This is a genomic window from Bradyrhizobium sp. 45, from assembly GCF_023073155.1.
In the GTDB taxonomy this organism is placed as follows: Bacteria; Pseudomonadota; Alphaproteobacteria; order Rhizobiales; family Xanthobacteraceae; genus Bradyrhizobium; species Bradyrhizobium canariense_D.
Window position 1 is genome coordinate 360,298 of record NZ_JADPIX010000049.1, and the last position, 14,201, is coordinate 374,498.

Consider the following 14,201-nt stretch of genomic DNA (forward strand, 5'->3'; position numbering starts at 1 on the left):
GACAGCGAGGATGAGGCTATTCCACCTTAAGACGTCAGCCCGCGCTGCCCGGCGAGCTCCTTCAGCGACACCTGTGGACGCGCGCCGATGTGCTGGATCACTTCGGCGGCCGCGAGCGCGCCGAGTTCGCCGCACTGCTTGTGGGGCAGGTTGCGCGCCAGACCGAACAGGAAGCCGGCGGCGAAGAGATCGCCGGCCCCGGTGGTGTCCACGAGTTTCGCGATCGGAGACGCCGGGGCTGCGACTGCGTCAGTTGGCGTCACCACCACGCAGCCTTTCTCGCTGCGGGTGACCACGCCGAGATTGACGTCGTTGCGCAGCTGCTTGAGCGCGGTGTCGAAGTCCGAGGTCTGGTAGAGCGAATGCAGCTCGGACTCGTTCGCGAACACGATATCGACGGTGCCGTTGCGCATCAGCCCCAGGAACTCGTCGCGATAACGATCGACGCAGAAGGAATCCGACAACGTCAGCGCCACCTTGCGCTTGGCATCATGAGCGATCTTGGCCGCCTTGACGAAGGCGTCCTTGGCGTTCTTGGGGTCCCAGAGATAGCCCTCGAGGTAGACGATGCCGGCCGCGGCGATCTCGGCCGGGTCGATGTCGGCGGGCGACAGGTCCTGCGCGGCGCCGAGATAGGTGTTCATGGTGCGCTCGCCGTCGTCAGTCACCAGGATGTAGGAGCAGCCGGTCGCAGGACCGTCCTTCGCCGCGGGCGTGTTGAAGGCGACGCCGGCCGCGCGGATGTCGTGGACGTAGAGCTTCCCGATCTGGTCGTCCTTGACCTTGCCGACATAGGCGGCGCGCGCCCCGAGGCTGCCGATGCCGACGATGGTGTTGGCGGCCGAACCGCCGGAAACTTCCGTCGCCGGGCCCATGTCCTTGTAGATGGCGGCGGCCCGCGCCTCGTCGATCAGGGACATGCTGCCCTTGGTCATGCCGTGCTTGCCCAGAAAGGCTTCGTCGGTCTTGACCAGCACGTCGAACAGCGCGTTGCCGATGCCGAGAACGTCATATTTCACGTCAGCCATTCACCTTGATCCTGTTTGGCGGATTGCGATACCCGCGGAAATCCGCTTCCTGTCGGTCTGAAATCTGGCTCGCGGCCTATCACGGCCGGCCCTTCGCGGGCAAGCAACGGTATTATGCAGTTCCGATGATCCGCTCCTTCCTGACCGTCTCGACGGGGACACTGGCTTCACGGCTGCTGGGCTTTGCACGCGATTCCCTGATCGCGGCGCTGCTCGGCACCGGCGCCGTGGCGGACGCGTTTCTGGCGGCATTTCAGCTCGTCAATGTGGTGCGGCGCCTGCTCAGCGAGGGGGCCCTGAATGCGGCGCTGATCCCGGCCTGGCTGCGCGTTCGTGACCGCGACGGCGAGGCGGCTGCCGCGGCGTTCGCGGGACGCGTGCTCAGCTCCGTGAGCGCGGGCCTGATCGCAATCTCAATCGTGATTGCACTGCTGATGCGGCTGATCATCATGATCATCGCGCCGGGCTTCGTCGGCAGCGCATCGCTCGATCTCGCCGTCCAGAATGCGCGGCTGATGCTGCCTTATCTTGCCTTCGCGGGACCCGTCACGGTGCTGATGGGCCTGCTCAACGCGCAGGGTCGCTTTGCACTCACCGCGTTCTCGCCGCTGCTGTTCAACATCGCCCTGATCGCTGCGAGCACAACACTCCTGCTGTGGCACGTCGACGCGACCGTCGCCGCGTGGATATTGGCGGCCTCCGTCGGCATCGCCGGCCTGTTGCAGCTCCTGATGCTGCTGTCGCAGCGAAGTGCGCGTCTGGCGACACCGTTGCGCGTGAGCTTCGACAAGGACATGCGCGGCTTCTTCGCCAAGGCGATCCCGGGCATGATCGCGAGCTCCGGCCCGCAATGGCTGATGGTTGCCGGCGCGATCATCGCCTCCGCCACGCCGGCCGCGGTCTCCTGGCTCTATTTCGCCAACCGCTTGATCGAGCTGCCGCTTGGCATTGTCGGCGTCGCCATGGGTACGGTGCTGGTGCCGGAGCTGACGCGCGCGGTGAGGAGCGGTCACCGTGACGCGGTTGCGTATGCGGAATCGCGTGCGCTGGAACTCGCGACCGGGCTGGCATTGCCGGCGACGCTCGGCCTGATCGTGCTGGCCGAGCCGATCGTGCGGCTGCTGTTTGAACACGGCGCCTTTGGCGCGGAGGACAGCGCGACCACGGCGCGCGCCCTGATGTGGCTGGCGCTGGGACTGCCGGCGCACGTGCTGATCAAGGCGCTGTCCCCGACCTATTTTACCCGCAGCGACACGATGACGCCGCTGCTTGCGACCGCGAAAGGGTTCGTGGTCGCGGTCGCGCTCGCGATCCTGCTCGGTCACTTCTTCGGCGCGAGCGGGATCGCCGCCAGCATTGCCGCCGGCGCCTGGAGCAGTGCGATCTCGCTGCTCCGGAAAGGCACGCGTGAATTCGGCTTCTCGGTCGACGCCGCCGCCCGCAAGCGGCTGCCGCGAATCGTGCTCGCCGCGCTCGCCATGGGCGGCCTGCTGTGGCTGACCGCGGGCCTCTTGCCTTCACAGGCCCATGGGCTCATCCGCTTCATTGCGCTGGGATCACAGATCGCCGCCGGAATCGTCGTCTATGGCTTGCTCCTGCAAATCCTCCGCGTCGCGTCCTGGCGCGAGGCGGCCGGTGCCTTGAAGCGCCCCGCCCAGCCCGATCCCGGCGCCTGAAGTCAGCGAAATTCCCTTGACGGGGCAGCGCCGCTGTTGGAAACGACGCCCCGTATCTTGCAGGGAAGCTGCCATGCCATTCGTTGAACGGGTTTTTTCGGGCGTCCAGCCGACGGGCAATCTGCACCTCGGCAATTATCTCGGCGCAATCGTCAACTTCGTGAAGATGCAGGAAACCCACAACTGCATCTATTGCGTCGTCGACATGCACGCGATCACGCAGGGCGTGGACGTCTGGGGCGGACCAGTCGAGCTCGCGCGCAACACCCGCGAGGTGACCGCGGCGTTCATCGCCAGCGGCATCGATCCGAGCAAGCACATCGTGTTCAACCAGAGCCAGGTCTCGGGCCACGCCGAGCTCGCCTGGATCTTCAACTGCGTCGCGCGCATGGGCTGGCTCGGCCGTATGACCCAGTTCAAGGAGAAGGCCGGCAAGGACCGCGAGAACGCCTCCGTCGGTCTGTTCGACTATCCCGTGCTGATGGCGGCTGACATTCTGCTCTACCGCGCCACCCACGTGCCGGTCGGCGAGGACCAGAAGCAGCATCTCGAGCTGTCGCGCGACATCGCGCAGAAGTTCAACAACGACTTCGCTGAGTCGATCCGCAACCTCGGCGCCAATGACGGCCTGTTCTTCCCGCTGCCGGAACCCTTGATCACGGGCCCGGCGACGCGCGTGATGAGCTTGCGCGACGGCACCAAGAAGATGTCGAAGTCGGATGCGTCGGATAATTCGCGCATCAATCTGACCGACGACGCCGACACCATCGCGCAGAAGGTCCGCAAGGCCAAGACCGACCCGGAGCCGCTGCCGACCGAGGAGAAGGGTCTGGAAGCGCGTCCCGAGGCCGACAATCTCGTCGGTATCTTCGCCGCGCTCTCCGGCCGCTCCAAGGCCGACGTGCTCAGGGATTTCGGCGGCGGCCAGTTCTCCAGCTTCAAGAACGCGCTGGTGGATTTGTGCGTCACGAAGCTCGCGCCGATTGCCGGCGAGATGAAGCGCCTCGTCGCCGACCCCGGCCATATCGACGCGATCCTGAACGATGGCGCCGACCGCGCGCGCGCGATTGCCGACGAGACCATGACGCTCTCGAAGGACATCGTGGGCTTCATCCGTCGGCGCTGATAATAAGTTCGCGAAAACGCGGCCGACGCCACGGCGCCGGCTCGCTTCTGCTCTCCCCAAGTACGACGGAGTGTGGCAGCATGTCAGCGTGGACATTCCGGGACATGCATGACCAGCAAGCGACTTTGCTTCGAGCCGGGTCACAAGCCCAAATGCCTCGTCATCGTCGACGACACCGCCGAATGGGATCGCGCGGTCTATTACGCCAGCCGCTGGGCGATTCGGGCCGGTGGCGGCGTGGTGATGCTCCGCATCATCGAGCCCGAACAGCAGAGCCAGGAATGGCTGGGGGTCGCCGACATCATGCGCGCCGAAGCGCATGAGGCGGCCGAAGCCGCGCTCGACCGTGCCGCCGGCCGCGCCAACGGCATCGCCGCGATCACGCCGGAACGGGTGATCCGCGAAGGCGCTGCGATGGAACAGCTGCTGGCGGTGATCGACGAGGACCCCGACATCGCCATGCTGGTGCTCGCCGCGAACCCGGGCGCGGAAGGCCCGGGGCCATTGGTCGCGCTGCTCGCGCACGCGCTGGGCACGTTCCCGGTGCCGGTGACGGTCATTTCCGGCGCGCTCAGCGACCAGAGCGTGGATTCGCTGTCCTAGACTGCTGCTCGTTCGCCTCGCCCCGTTAGCCGGCAGAGGGAAGAAGCGGGTACCCTAACCCGCTGATATAACAGGTGAACGGCCAGCTTACCCCTTGACCGTGCGTTCGCCGTCGCCATCTGCTAGTGGATAGAGCACGCGCCGGCCTTGAACCGGCGACGTCTGGAGAAAACCATGTTCATTCAAACCGAAGCCACCCCCAATCCCGCCACGCTGAAGTTCATTCCCGGCCGCGTCGTGGTCGACGGCGGACCGATGGAATTTGCCAACCGCGAATCGGCCGCACGCTCGCCGCTCGCCGAAAAGCTGTTCGAAGTCCCCGGCGTCACCGGCGTGTTCTACGGCTCGGACTTCATCACCGTGACCAAGGCGAACGGTGAATGGCAACAGCTCAAGCCCGCGATCCTCGGCGCCATCATGGAGCACTACATGTCCGGCGCGCCGCTGCTCGCCGACGGTGCGGCCGCGAGCGATGTCGATCTCGACGAAGAGGACGAGTTCTTTGACGAAGCCGATGCCGAGACGGTCGACATGATCAAGGATCTGATCGAGACCCGCGTGCGGCCAGCGGTCGCCAATGACGGCGGCGACATCACTTTCCGCGGCTTCAAGGATGGTATCGTCTATCTCAACATGAAGGGCTCCTGCGCCGGCTGCCCGTCATCGACCGCGACGCTCCAGCACGGCATCCAGAACCTGCTCAAGCACTTCGTCCCCGACGTGGTCGAAGTCCGGCCGATGTAGGCTGGGGCCGCAAAGGCGTGGACGGCCGGGACAAGCCCGGCCATGATGACGAGCATTCCATGACGGATGGTGCTACCATCGTTCCATGCTGATCCTTGCCATCGATACCGCGCTGGAAGCGTGCGCGGTTGCCGTTCTCGACACCGATGCCGGCCAGCTCCTCGCGCAGGAGCAGCTTCTGATGAAGCGCGGCCACGCCGAAGCGCTGATGCCGATGATCGCGCGCGTGATGCAGTCAGCCAACCTCGCCTTCACAGCGCTCGAGCGCATCGCGGTCACCATGGGCCCCGGAAGTTTCACCGGCCTGCGCGTCGGCATTTCGGCCGCCCGCGGCCTTGCGCTTGCTGCGAAGCGGCCCGCCGTCGGCCTGACCACCTTGTCGGCCTATGCCGCCGCCGTCGTCGGCCAGAGCGGAGCGGCGCCGGTGATCTCGGCGATCGACGCGCGGCACGACCACGTCTATTTCCAGATCGTGGCCGGTGACGGCAGTCAGCTGGTGCGGCCGGGCGTCGCTCCCATCGACGAGGCGATCGCGGCGTCGCAATTCGGCGCGCCGCATCTGGTCGGCAATGCCGCGAAGATCCTCGCCGAGCGCTGGCCGAAAGATATGCCGCAGCCGGTCGCGGTCGACGCGCAGCCCGCGCCCGACATCGGCTGGGTCGCATGGCTTGGCGCCGCCGCCGATCCCGCGACAAATCCGGCGCGGCCGTTCTATCTGCGGGCGCCCGACGCAAAGCCGCCCGCACAACTGCCGCTTGCAGCACAAGCCGCAAGCTCACGATGAAATGGTTGTCGGAATGGTGGCGCGGCGGTACGGCCGTCGTCGAGCCGGCTGTCGCGCGCGACGTCGCACGGCTTGCGCAACTCCACGGCGCCTCCTTCGCGCGCGGTTGGGGCGAAGGCGAGTTCGAGAGCATGCTCAGCGAGCGCAACACGCTGGTGCACCGGTTGCGGCTCGGCCGCAAGACCGTGGGCTTCGCGGTGTCGCGGATCGGCGCAGACGAAGCAGAGATTCTCTCGATCGCGGTCGATCAGGCCCATCGCGGCCGCGGCCTCTCTCGCACGCTGCTGATGACCCATCTCGGCCACCTGGCAGGACGCGGCGTGCGCACAATATTTCTTGAGGTCGAGGAAAATAACCAGCCGGCGCGGCGGCTCTACGACCGAGCCGGATTCATGGTGGTCGGACGCCGCGAACGCTACTATAAGCAGCCGAACGGGGAACAATTGAACGCACTTCTGATGCGACGTGACTTGTCGTAACATTGATGGCAGAAAGCGCCCCGTCAGGCGGACATCACATGACTGGTCTTAAACCTTCCCCCGCTTCCAAGGCGTCCGGCATCGAGGCGCGCTGTGCCGCCACAGGCATGCGCATGACCGAGCAGCGTCGTGTCATCGCCCGCGTGCTCGCGGAGGCGGTCGATCATCCCGATGTGGAGGAACTATATCGCCGCTGTGTCGCGGTCGACGACAAGATCTCGATCTCGACCGTGTATCGGACCGTCAAGCTGTTCGAAGATGCGGGCATCATCGAGCGCCATGATTTCCGCGAAGGCCGCGCGCGCTACGAGCAGATGCGCGACAGCCATCACGACCACCTCATCAACCTGCGCGACGGCAAGGTGATCGAGTTCACCTCCGAGGAGATCGAGAAGCTCCAGGCGGAGATCGCCCGCAAGCTCGGCTACAAGCTGGTCGATCATCGGCTCGAACTCTATTGCGTCCCGCTCGACGACGACAAACCCACAAGTTAAGTGGCGATCGATCTCGTCATCTTCGATTGCGACGGCGTGCTCGTGGACAGCGAGGTGATCTCCTGTCGCGCGCATGCAGATGTGCTGTCGAGGCACGGCTATCCGATCACATCGGAGCAGGTGCTGGTCCGCTTCCTCGGCGTATCCGAGAAAGATGCACGGCGAATGGTCGAACAGGAGATCGGCCGCAATCTTCCCGATGATCTCGAAAGCCAAGTGAATGCTGCGACGCTGCAATTTTATGCCAGCGATTTGCAGCCGATCACCCATGTGGCCGCAGCGATTGGCGCAATCGATTTGCCCAAATGCGTTGCGTCGAGCGGCACGCCGGAGAAGATCCATCATGGCCTGACCTGCGCCGGTCTCTACGATCTGCTTGCGCCGAACATCTTTTCCGCGAGCCAGGTCGCGCGCGGCAAGCCCGCGCCCGATCTTTTTCTGTTCGCCGCCGCGCAGATGAAAGTCGCGCCGGAGCGGTGCCTCGTGATCGAGGACAGCGTCCCCGGGGTGACCGGCGCGCATGCCGCCGGGATGACCGTGCTGGGCTTTCACGGTGGCAGCCATTGCCCGCCGGGCCACGCTGAAAGGCTCCGGGCCGCCGGGGCCGGATTGACGTTCGACGATATGCGGCAATTGCCGGAGCTGGTCCGGCGGGTCGCGGCGGACACCCTGGCGGGCTGATTCAGGGTATTTTCTGAGTGCAGCTGGCGGCTGCCGGGACACGCACACGCCCGGAATCCCGAGGTTTTGGCGGGATTCCGCACTTCCCGCCAGCGCTCGCCCCGGAATGACAGCCCAAAGGGCGCCAATCGCTGGATTTTCGCCTCCCCAGCCTATATCTGAGGGCGGTCCTCCACCTCAATTCCGGATTCCATGACGCCGCCGCGCAAGCTGCACATCAAATCATATGGCTGCCAGATGAACGTCTACGATGCCCAGCGCATGGTGGACACGCTGGCCCCGGAAGGATTCGTGGAGACGGCCAGCGCTGATGACGCCGACCTCGTCATCCTCAACACCTGCCATATCCGCGAGAAGGCCTCGGAAAAGGTCTATTCGGAGCTCGGCCGCCTGCGCGTCGCCAAGGACGCCGCCGCGCGCGACGGGCGTACCATGCAGATCGCGGTCGCAGGCTGCGTGGCACAGGCCGAGGGCGAGGAGATCGTGCGCCGTGCACCCGCGGTCGACGTCGTGGTGGGACCGCAGAGCTATCATCATTTGCCGCAGCTGTTGAAGCGCGCCGGCAATGAAGGCCGCGCCATCGAGACCGAATTCCCGGCTCAGGACAAGTTCGGCTTCCTGGCCCAGCCCAAGCCCGGCGCGATCCGCGCCCGCGGCATTTCCGCTTTCGTCACGGTGCAGGAAGGCTGCGACAAGTTCTGCACCTTCTGCGTCGTGCCTTACACGCGTGGCTCGGAAGTCTCGCGGCCGGTGACAAAGATCGTCGACGACGTGAAGCGGCTCACCGAGAACGGCGTGCGCGAGCTCACGCTGATCGGACAGAACGTCAACGCCTATCACGGCGAGGGACCGGACGGAAAAAGCTGGCCGCTCGGCAGGCTGCTGGAGCACCTCGCGGCGCTCCCGGGCGTCGCGCGGCTGCGTTATTCGACCAGCCATCCGCGCGATGTCGATGACAGTCTGATTGCAGCCCATCGCGATCTCCATGCCTTGATGCCGTTCGTGCACCTGCCGGTGCAGTCGGGCTCGGACCGGATTCTGGCTGCCATGAACCGGAAACATACCGCCGATGATTATCGGCGTGTCGTCGACCGTTTCCGGTCCGCACGCCAAGACATTGCTTTCTCATCAGATTTTATCGTCGGCTTCCCCGGCGAGAGCGAGCAAGATTTTCTCGCGACCCTCGCGCTTGTCACGCAAATCGGCTACGCTGCGGCATATTCGTTCAAATACTCCGCCCGGCCGGGAACGCCGGCCGCGGACATGCAGGAGACGGTGTCCCCCTCCGAGATGGACCAGCGATTGGAGCGGCTCCAGGAACTGATCGACAGCCAGCAATCGGCCTTCAACAAGGCTGCGATTGGCTCAACGGTCGATGTGCTGTTCGAGCGCCCGGCCCGCAAGGACGGCCAGATCGTCGGCCGCACCGCCTTCCTCCAGCCCGCGCATGTGATGGCCTCCCCGGACATCATCGGACAGATCCTGCCGGTCCGGATCGACAGTCTCGAACGCTACAGCTTCCTCGGTGAGCTCGCCATGGCGCACGAGCCCGCTTTATCGCCCATCGCCACTGGAGCCTGAACCCTTGCCCAAAAGCGCATCGGATTCGTCTTCTTCCATCGCTCCCAGCCGCAAATTTGACCGCGACATGCAGGTTCCGCCCGAGACCCAGGTCGTCATCGATTTCGACGACAACCGCGCCGCGTCCGCGCTAGTTGGCCCTTATGGCCAGCATCTGGCACAGATCGAACGGCGGCTTGGCGTCGTCGTCGATTCCAAGGGCAACCACATCACGATTGGCGGCTCGCGCGACGGCTGCGATGCCGCGCGCCGGGTGCTGGAGACGCTCTACGCCCAGGCCGTGAAGGGACAGGATCTCGACCAGGGCGAGGTCGAGGGCGCGATCCGTGCCGTGATCGCGCAGGGCTCGCTGTTCGAGTTCGATGCCAAGTCGGCCAAATCCACCTTCGACAGCATCAATCTGCGCAAGCGCCCGGTGCGTGCGCGCACGGCGGCGCAGGATTCCTATATCCGCGCGCTGAAGCGCCACGAGCTGGTGTTCGGCATCGGCCCCGCCGGCACCGGCAAGACCTGGCTCGCGGTCGCGCATGCCGCGCAGCTATTCGAGCGCAAGGAAGTCGACAAGATCATCCTGTCGCGCCCGGCGGTGGAAGCCGGCGAGCGGCTCGGCTTTTTGCCCGGCGATCTCCGCGAGAAGGTCGATCCTTATCTCCGCCCGATCTACGACGCGCTCTATGACCTGATGGACGCGCGCATTGTCGAGCGCGCGCTGCAGACCGGCGAGATCGAGATCGCGCCACTCGCCTTCATGCGCGGTCGCACGCTGACCAACGCGGCCATCATCCTGGACGAGGCGCAAAACACCACGTCCATGCAGATGAAGATGTTCTTGACCCGCCTTGGCGAGAACAGCCGCATGATCGTCACCGGCGATCCCTCGCAGATCGACTTGCCGAACGGCCAGACCTCGGGCCTCGCCGAGGCGACGCGCCTGCTGAGCGGCGTCGAAGGCATTGCGCAAGTTCATTTCAAGGCCGAAGACGTGATCCGCCACGAGCTCGTGGCGCGGATCGTCTCCGCCTACGAAGGGTCGCCGCAGCGGCCGGCCGCCGGTAAATCCTGACGAGACAGCAACCGGACCATATGGGCGCGGACACGGCGCCCCTTCGTTCGGAACAAGGACAATGTCACACCCCAACCTTCCCATCACCGAGGTCCTCGTCGTCGCCGATTGCTGGCAGCGGGAGCCCGAATCCGAAGCCGTGATCCAGCGCGCCGTGGCGGCCGCCGCCGAGAATGTCGACGAAGACGTTGCGGAGGCGGAAGTGGCGGTGATGCTGACCGATGATGCCGGCATCCGCACCCTGAACAGCAACTGGCGCGGCATCGACAAGCCGACCAACGTGCTGTCGTTTCCCGCGCTGCAGCCGGAAGGCGACTGGAAGCCTGGCGATGCGCCGCGCATGCTGGGCGACATCGCGATCGCCTACGAGACCATGCGGCGTGAGGCGGACGAGGAACAAAAGCCGTTCGATCATCATTTGAGCCATCTCGCCGTGCACGGTTTCCTGCATCTGGTCGGCTACGACCACGAAAACGAAGACGACGCCGAGGAAATGGAAGCGCTCGAACGAGAGATCCTGGCTCATCTCGGCATTCCCGACCCCTATGCCGACCGCCCAGGGACGCATTGAGATGCCGGATTCGGACCCGACTCACGACAATCCGCGCAACACGGCCAATTTACCGGTCGTGGTGACCTCAGGCGAGGTGATGCGCCCGACCGCGGAGGGCTGGCTGCTGCGTGCCATTCGCAGCCTGTTCGGCTGGAAGGCAGGTTCGGTGCGCGACGACCTCCAGGTCGTGCTCGACGCCACGACGCCCGACGACACCGGCTTCTCGACGGTCGAGCGCACCATGCTGCGCAACATCCTCGGCCTGCACGAGCGTCGCATCGCCGACGTCATGGTGCATCGCGCCGACATCGTCGCGGTCAAGCGCGACATCCCGCTCGGCGAGTTGATGGACCGTTTCGAGAGCGCCGGCCATTCGCGCCTCGTGGTCTACAACGAGACGCTCGACGATCCCGTCGGCATCGTCCATATCCGCGATCTGCTCGCCTTCATGACCGCGCGTGCGCGCGTGTCGGGGGTCACGAAAACCAAGCGCAAGAAACCGCTGCCGGCCGGGCTCGATCTGCGTACGGTCGATCTCGCGCTGCCGCTCGAGGAAGCGCGCATCATCCGCAAGCTGCTCTACGTGCCGCCGTCGATGCGGGCGATCGACCTGCTTGCGCAGATGCAGGCCACCCGCATCCATCTGGCGCTGGTGGTCGACGAATATGGCGGCAGCGACGGCCTGGTCTCGCTCGAGGACATCGTCGAGCAGATCGTCGGCGAGATCGACGACGAGCATGACAGCGACGAGCCGCCCTCGATCGTGCGGTTGCCCGACAACGCCTTCATCGCCGACGCCCGCGCCAGCCTCGACGACGTCCGCACCGTGATCGGCGAGGACTTCGTCACCGGCGAGGCCGGCGAGGAAGTGGAGACGCTGGGCGGCTATCTCGTCAGCTTCGTCGGGCGCCTGCCGGTGCGCGGCGAGGTGATCTCGGGCCCCGGCCATTACGAGATCGAGGTGCTCGATGCCGATCCGCGCCGGGTCAAGCGACTGCGGATCTCGACGCGAAAGGAGCGTCCCGCGCCGCGCACCCAGCGCGAGAGCCGGCGCCGCGAGGCTGCGCCGGATGGCAGCCAGCCGACGGCCAGCGACACGCCCACCCCGCCGCCAAGCGACGGGACCGGTCCGCAGTGAGCCCTTTCCAGCGATTTCGCCAGATCGCGCTTGCCATCATCCTGACCTGGGGATGGAAGCGCGCGCTCGTCGCGATGGCTGCCGGCGCGCTCTCGGTGCTGGCGCTGGCGCCGTTCAACGCCTTCCCGGTACTGTTCATCACCTTCCCGGTGTTGGTCTGGCTGATCGACGGCGCCGGCGCCGGACGATATCGCGGCGTCCCCGCCGCGGCGCTTACCGGCTACTGGTTCGGCCTCGGCTATTTCGTGCCCGGCCTCTACTGGATCGGCTACGCCTTCTTCGTCGACGCCGATGTATTCGCCTGGCTGACGCCGTTCGCCGTGCTGGGCCTGCCGGCCTATCTGTCGATCTTCACGGCAATGGGCTTTGCGCTCGCCCGCCTGCTCTGGACCAAGAACGCGACGCGCGTGCTTGCGCTCGCGGCAAGCCTCACCATCACGGAATGGCTGCGGGGTCATGCGCTGACCGGCTTTCCCTGGAACGCGTTCGGCTATGCGCTGTCCGAGCCGCTGCCGCTGGCACAAACGGCGTCGCTGATCGGCCTGTGGGGCATGACGTTCCTGACGGTTGCGATCTTCGCAAGCCCCGCGGCGCTGATCGACCGCACGCCCGATCGCCGCCTGGCGTGGCGCGCACCGGCCGCGGCCCTGGCGCTCCTGCTGGTCATGAGTATCTTCGGCGCGATCCGCCTGTCGCTGCATCCGACCACGATGGTCGCGGGCCCCAAATTGCGCCTGATGCAGCCGGATCTCCAGCAGGACGCGAAATTCAACTACGCCGCCAAGGCGGAGGTGATGAAGAAATATCTGGCCTTGTCGGACCGCGCCTCCGGACCGCAATCGACCGGCGTGCGCGATGCCACCATCCTGATCTGGCCGGAATCCGCCTTTCCGTTCTTCCTGACTCGCGAAGCCGATGCGATGGCGCAAATCGCGGAGCTTCTGCCCAAGGGCACGGTGCTGATCACGGGCTCTGTCCGCGCGCCCGACCTGCCGCGGGGCACGCCGATCACACGCGCCTATAATTCGATCTACGTGATCGACCACGACGGCAGCGTGCTCTCTATGTACGACAAGCTGCATTTGGTGCCGTTCGGCGAGTTTCTTCCCTACCAGGGCCTGATGGAGAAGCTCGGTTTCGAGCAACTCACGCGTGTGCGCGGCGGCTTCATTGCCGGCACCGTGCGCCATGCGCTGCCGGTCCCCGGCGCGCCGTCCGCGCTGCCGCTGATCTGCTACGAAGCAATCTTTCCCGGCGAGGTGGCCGGACGCAATGAACGTCCGGGCTGGATCGTGAATCTCACCAATGACGGTTGGTTCGGAATTTCGACCGGTCCCTACCAACACCTCGAACAGGCGCGGATGCGCGCGATCGAGCTCGGATTGCCGCTAGTTCGCTCCGCCAATACCGGCGTTTCCGCAGTGATCGATCCGGTGGGACGCATCGTCGCCAGCCTCGGTCTCGGGATCGAAGGCATTTTGGATGCAAATCTGCCCGCCGCGATCCCGCCGACTATCTATGCGCGCGTGGGCGATGTCCCCGCGGCCATGTTTGTCGCGCTCGCCGTGTTTCTGGCGGTCCGCCGACGTGTTGCCAAACGGCGTCCCTGATCACGCAGCCGCGGCCGATAGCTTTTGACAACCGTAGTCCCACGGTTGACAGACTGCACGCGGCCTCCTCATTCTGCACCGGCTGCAAAAGACAGTGGGTATTGCTAAATTTCTCCGCAATGTTTCCCAATAACAGGGTCTGATTTTGACGTTGCTTACACCTCAGGCATTCCTGATTGCGCCGAAGGTGATGTTTGGAGGGCTGAGGAAATGTCGAAAGCGCCCAACCCTGTTGACAAATATGTCGGCAGTCGCGTGCGGATGCGCCGCATCATGTTGGGCATGAGCCAGGAAAAGCTCGGTGAAGCTTTGGGCCTGACTTTCCAACAAGTTCAGAAATACGAGAAGGGCACAAACCGGGTCGGCGCGAGCCGCATCCAGCAAATTGCCGAAATTCTCCAGGTGCCGGTGTCCTTCCTGTTCGAGGGCGGTCCGAGCGGCGTGGCGGGGCCGGACGGCTTCGCAGAAGGCGCATCGCCGTCTTACGTCTCGGATTTCCTCGCGACTTCCGAAGGACTCGCTTTGACCAAGGCGTTCACCCGAATCACCGATTCGAAGATGCGCCGCTCGATCGTCGATCTCGTCGAGCAGATTGCGGCCCGCGAAGGCCCCGACAAGCGCTGACGCGCCATCTCAATCCG

At 65.2% G+C, this 14,201-nt stretch carries 15 protein-coding genes; 14 read left to right on the forward strand and 1 reads right to left on the reverse strand.

Annotated features, from left to right (window positions below):
- Window positions 1-26 precede the first annotated feature (26 nt).
- Window positions 27-1,028 carry an adenosine kinase gene (locus IVB42_RS08105; protein WP_018455817.1) on the reverse strand — a complete coding sequence of 334 codons (1,002 nt, stop codon included), beginning with the start codon at window positions 1,026-1,028 and terminating at the stop codon, window positions 27-29.
- 125 nt (window positions 1,029-1,153) lie between these two features.
- Between IVB42_RS08105 and murJ the strand changes: the two genes are divergently transcribed.
- From murJ to IVB42_RS08175, 14 genes are all read left to right on the forward strand, one after another.
- Window positions 1,154-2,704: a murein biosynthesis integral membrane protein MurJ gene (murJ, locus tag IVB42_RS08110; RefSeq protein WP_247394111.1), complete on the forward strand. Its 1,551-nt coding sequence runs from the start codon at window positions 1,154-1,156 to the stop codon at window positions 2,702-2,704.
- 73 nt (window positions 2,705-2,777) lie between these two features.
- On the forward strand, window positions 2,778-3,830 hold the full coding sequence (gene trpS, locus IVB42_RS08115) for a tryptophan--tRNA ligase (RefSeq protein WP_018455815.1): 1,053 nt from the start codon (window positions 2,778-2,780) through the stop codon (window positions 3,828-3,830).
- Window positions 3,831-3,938: 108 nt separating this feature from the next.
- On the forward strand, window positions 3,939-4,433 hold the full coding sequence (locus tag IVB42_RS08120; protein WP_018455814.1) for a universal stress protein: 495 nt from the start codon (window positions 3,939-3,941) through the stop codon (window positions 4,431-4,433).
- A gap of 174 nt (window positions 4,434-4,607) precedes the next feature.
- Complete coding sequence (locus IVB42_RS08125) at window positions 4,608-5,177, forward strand: NifU family protein (RefSeq protein WP_026233032.1); 570 nt, start codon at window positions 4,608-4,610, stop codon at window positions 5,175-5,177.
- A gap of 85 nt (window positions 5,178-5,262) precedes the next feature.
- Window positions 5,263-5,961 (forward strand): tRNA (adenosine(37)-N6)-threonylcarbamoyltransferase complex dimerization subunit type 1 TsaB, encoded by a 699-nt coding sequence (gene tsaB / locus IVB42_RS08130; RefSeq protein WP_018455812.1) that lies wholly within the window; start codon window positions 5,263-5,265, stop codon window positions 5,959-5,961.
- Window positions 5,958-6,440 (forward strand): ribosomal protein S18-alanine N-acetyltransferase, encoded by a 483-nt coding sequence (gene rimI, locus IVB42_RS08135; RefSeq protein WP_018455811.1) that lies wholly within the window; start codon window positions 5,958-5,960, stop codon window positions 6,438-6,440. Before tsaB ends, rimI begins: the two co-directional genes overlap by 4 nt.
- A gap of 38 nt (window positions 6,441-6,478) precedes the next feature.
- On the forward strand, window positions 6,479-6,934 hold the full coding sequence (locus IVB42_RS08140; RefSeq protein WP_007598312.1) for a Fur family transcriptional regulator: 456 nt from the start codon (window positions 6,479-6,481) through the stop codon (window positions 6,932-6,934).
- The gene (locus IVB42_RS08145; RefSeq protein WP_018455809.1) at window positions 6,935-7,615 is read left to right on the forward strand and encodes an HAD family hydrolase; all 681 of its coding nucleotides are present in this window, start codon (window positions 6,935-6,937) and stop codon (window positions 7,613-7,615) included.
- Between the two features lie 192 nt (window positions 7,616-7,807).
- Entirely contained in the window at window positions 7,808-9,196 is a 1,389-nt protein-coding gene (gene miaB, locus IVB42_RS08150; RefSeq protein ID WP_018455808.1) for a tRNA (N6-isopentenyl adenosine(37)-C2)-methylthiotransferase MiaB, read from the forward strand.
- Window positions 9,197-9,200: 4 nt separating this feature from the next.
- Entirely contained in the window at window positions 9,201-10,259 is a 1,059-nt protein-coding gene (locus IVB42_RS08155) for a PhoH family protein (protein ID WP_081747794.1), read from the forward strand.
- A gap of 61 nt (window positions 10,260-10,320) precedes the next feature.
- Window positions 10,321-10,830, forward strand: a complete 510-nt coding sequence (gene ybeY / locus IVB42_RS08160; RefSeq protein WP_018455806.1) for an rRNA maturation RNase YbeY — start codon at window positions 10,321-10,323, stop codon at window positions 10,828-10,830.
- Window position 10,831: 1 nt separating this feature from the next.
- The gene (locus IVB42_RS08165) at window positions 10,832-11,950 is read left to right on the forward strand and encodes a hemolysin family protein (RefSeq protein WP_026233030.1); all 1,119 of its coding nucleotides are present in this window, start codon (window positions 10,832-10,834) and stop codon (window positions 11,948-11,950) included.
- Window positions 11,947-13,560 (forward strand): apolipoprotein N-acyltransferase, encoded by a 1,614-nt coding sequence (gene lnt, locus IVB42_RS08170; protein WP_018455804.1) that lies wholly within the window; start codon window positions 11,947-11,949, stop codon window positions 13,558-13,560. Before IVB42_RS08165 ends, lnt begins: the two co-directional genes overlap by 4 nt.
- A gap of 210 nt (window positions 13,561-13,770) precedes the next feature.
- On the forward strand, window positions 13,771-14,184 hold the full coding sequence (locus tag IVB42_RS08175) for a helix-turn-helix transcriptional regulator (protein WP_007598327.1): 414 nt from the start codon (window positions 13,771-13,773) through the stop codon (window positions 14,182-14,184).
- The last annotated feature ends 17 nt before the right edge of the window (window positions 14,185-14,201 follow it).

Coding starts and splice junctions, on each gene's coding strand:
- IVB42_RS08175 (WP_007598327.1), top strand. CDS start 13,771: ATGTCGAAAGCGCCCAACCCTGTTGACAAATATGTCGGCAGTCGCGTG.
- ybeY (WP_018455806.1), top strand. CDS start 10,321: ATGTCACACCCCAACCTTCCCATCACCGAGGTCCTCGTCGTCGCCGAT.
- miaB (WP_018455808.1), top strand. CDS start 7,808: ATGACGCCGCCGCGCAAGCTGCACATCAAATCATATGGCTGCCAGATG.
- trpS (WP_018455815.1), top strand. CDS start 2,778: ATGCCATTCGTTGAACGGGTTTTTTCGGGCGTCCAGCCGACGGGCAAT.
- rimI (WP_018455811.1), top strand. CDS start 5,958: ATGAAATGGTTGTCGGAATGGTGGCGCGGCGGTACGGCCGTCGTCGAG.
- IVB42_RS08140 (WP_007598312.1), top strand. CDS start 6,479: ATGACTGGTCTTAAACCTTCCCCCGCTTCCAAGGCGTCCGGCATCGAG.
- IVB42_RS08120 (WP_018455814.1), top strand. CDS start 3,939: ATGACCAGCAAGCGACTTTGCTTCGAGCCGGGTCACAAGCCCAAATGC.
- IVB42_RS08125 (WP_026233032.1), top strand. CDS start 4,608: ATGTTCATTCAAACCGAAGCCACCCCCAATCCCGCCACGCTGAAGTTC.
- tsaB (WP_018455812.1), top strand. CDS start 5,263: ATGCTGATCCTTGCCATCGATACCGCGCTGGAAGCGTGCGCGGTTGCC.
- IVB42_RS08165 (WP_026233030.1), top strand. CDS start 10,832: ATGCCGGATTCGGACCCGACTCACGACAATCCGCGCAACACGGCCAAT.
- murJ (WP_247394111.1), top strand. CDS start 1,154: ATGATCCGCTCCTTCCTGACCGTCTCGACGGGGACACTGGCTTCACGG.
- IVB42_RS08105 (WP_018455817.1), bottom strand. CDS start 1,028: ATGGCTGACGTGAAATATGACGTTCTCGGCATCGGCAACGCGCTGTTC.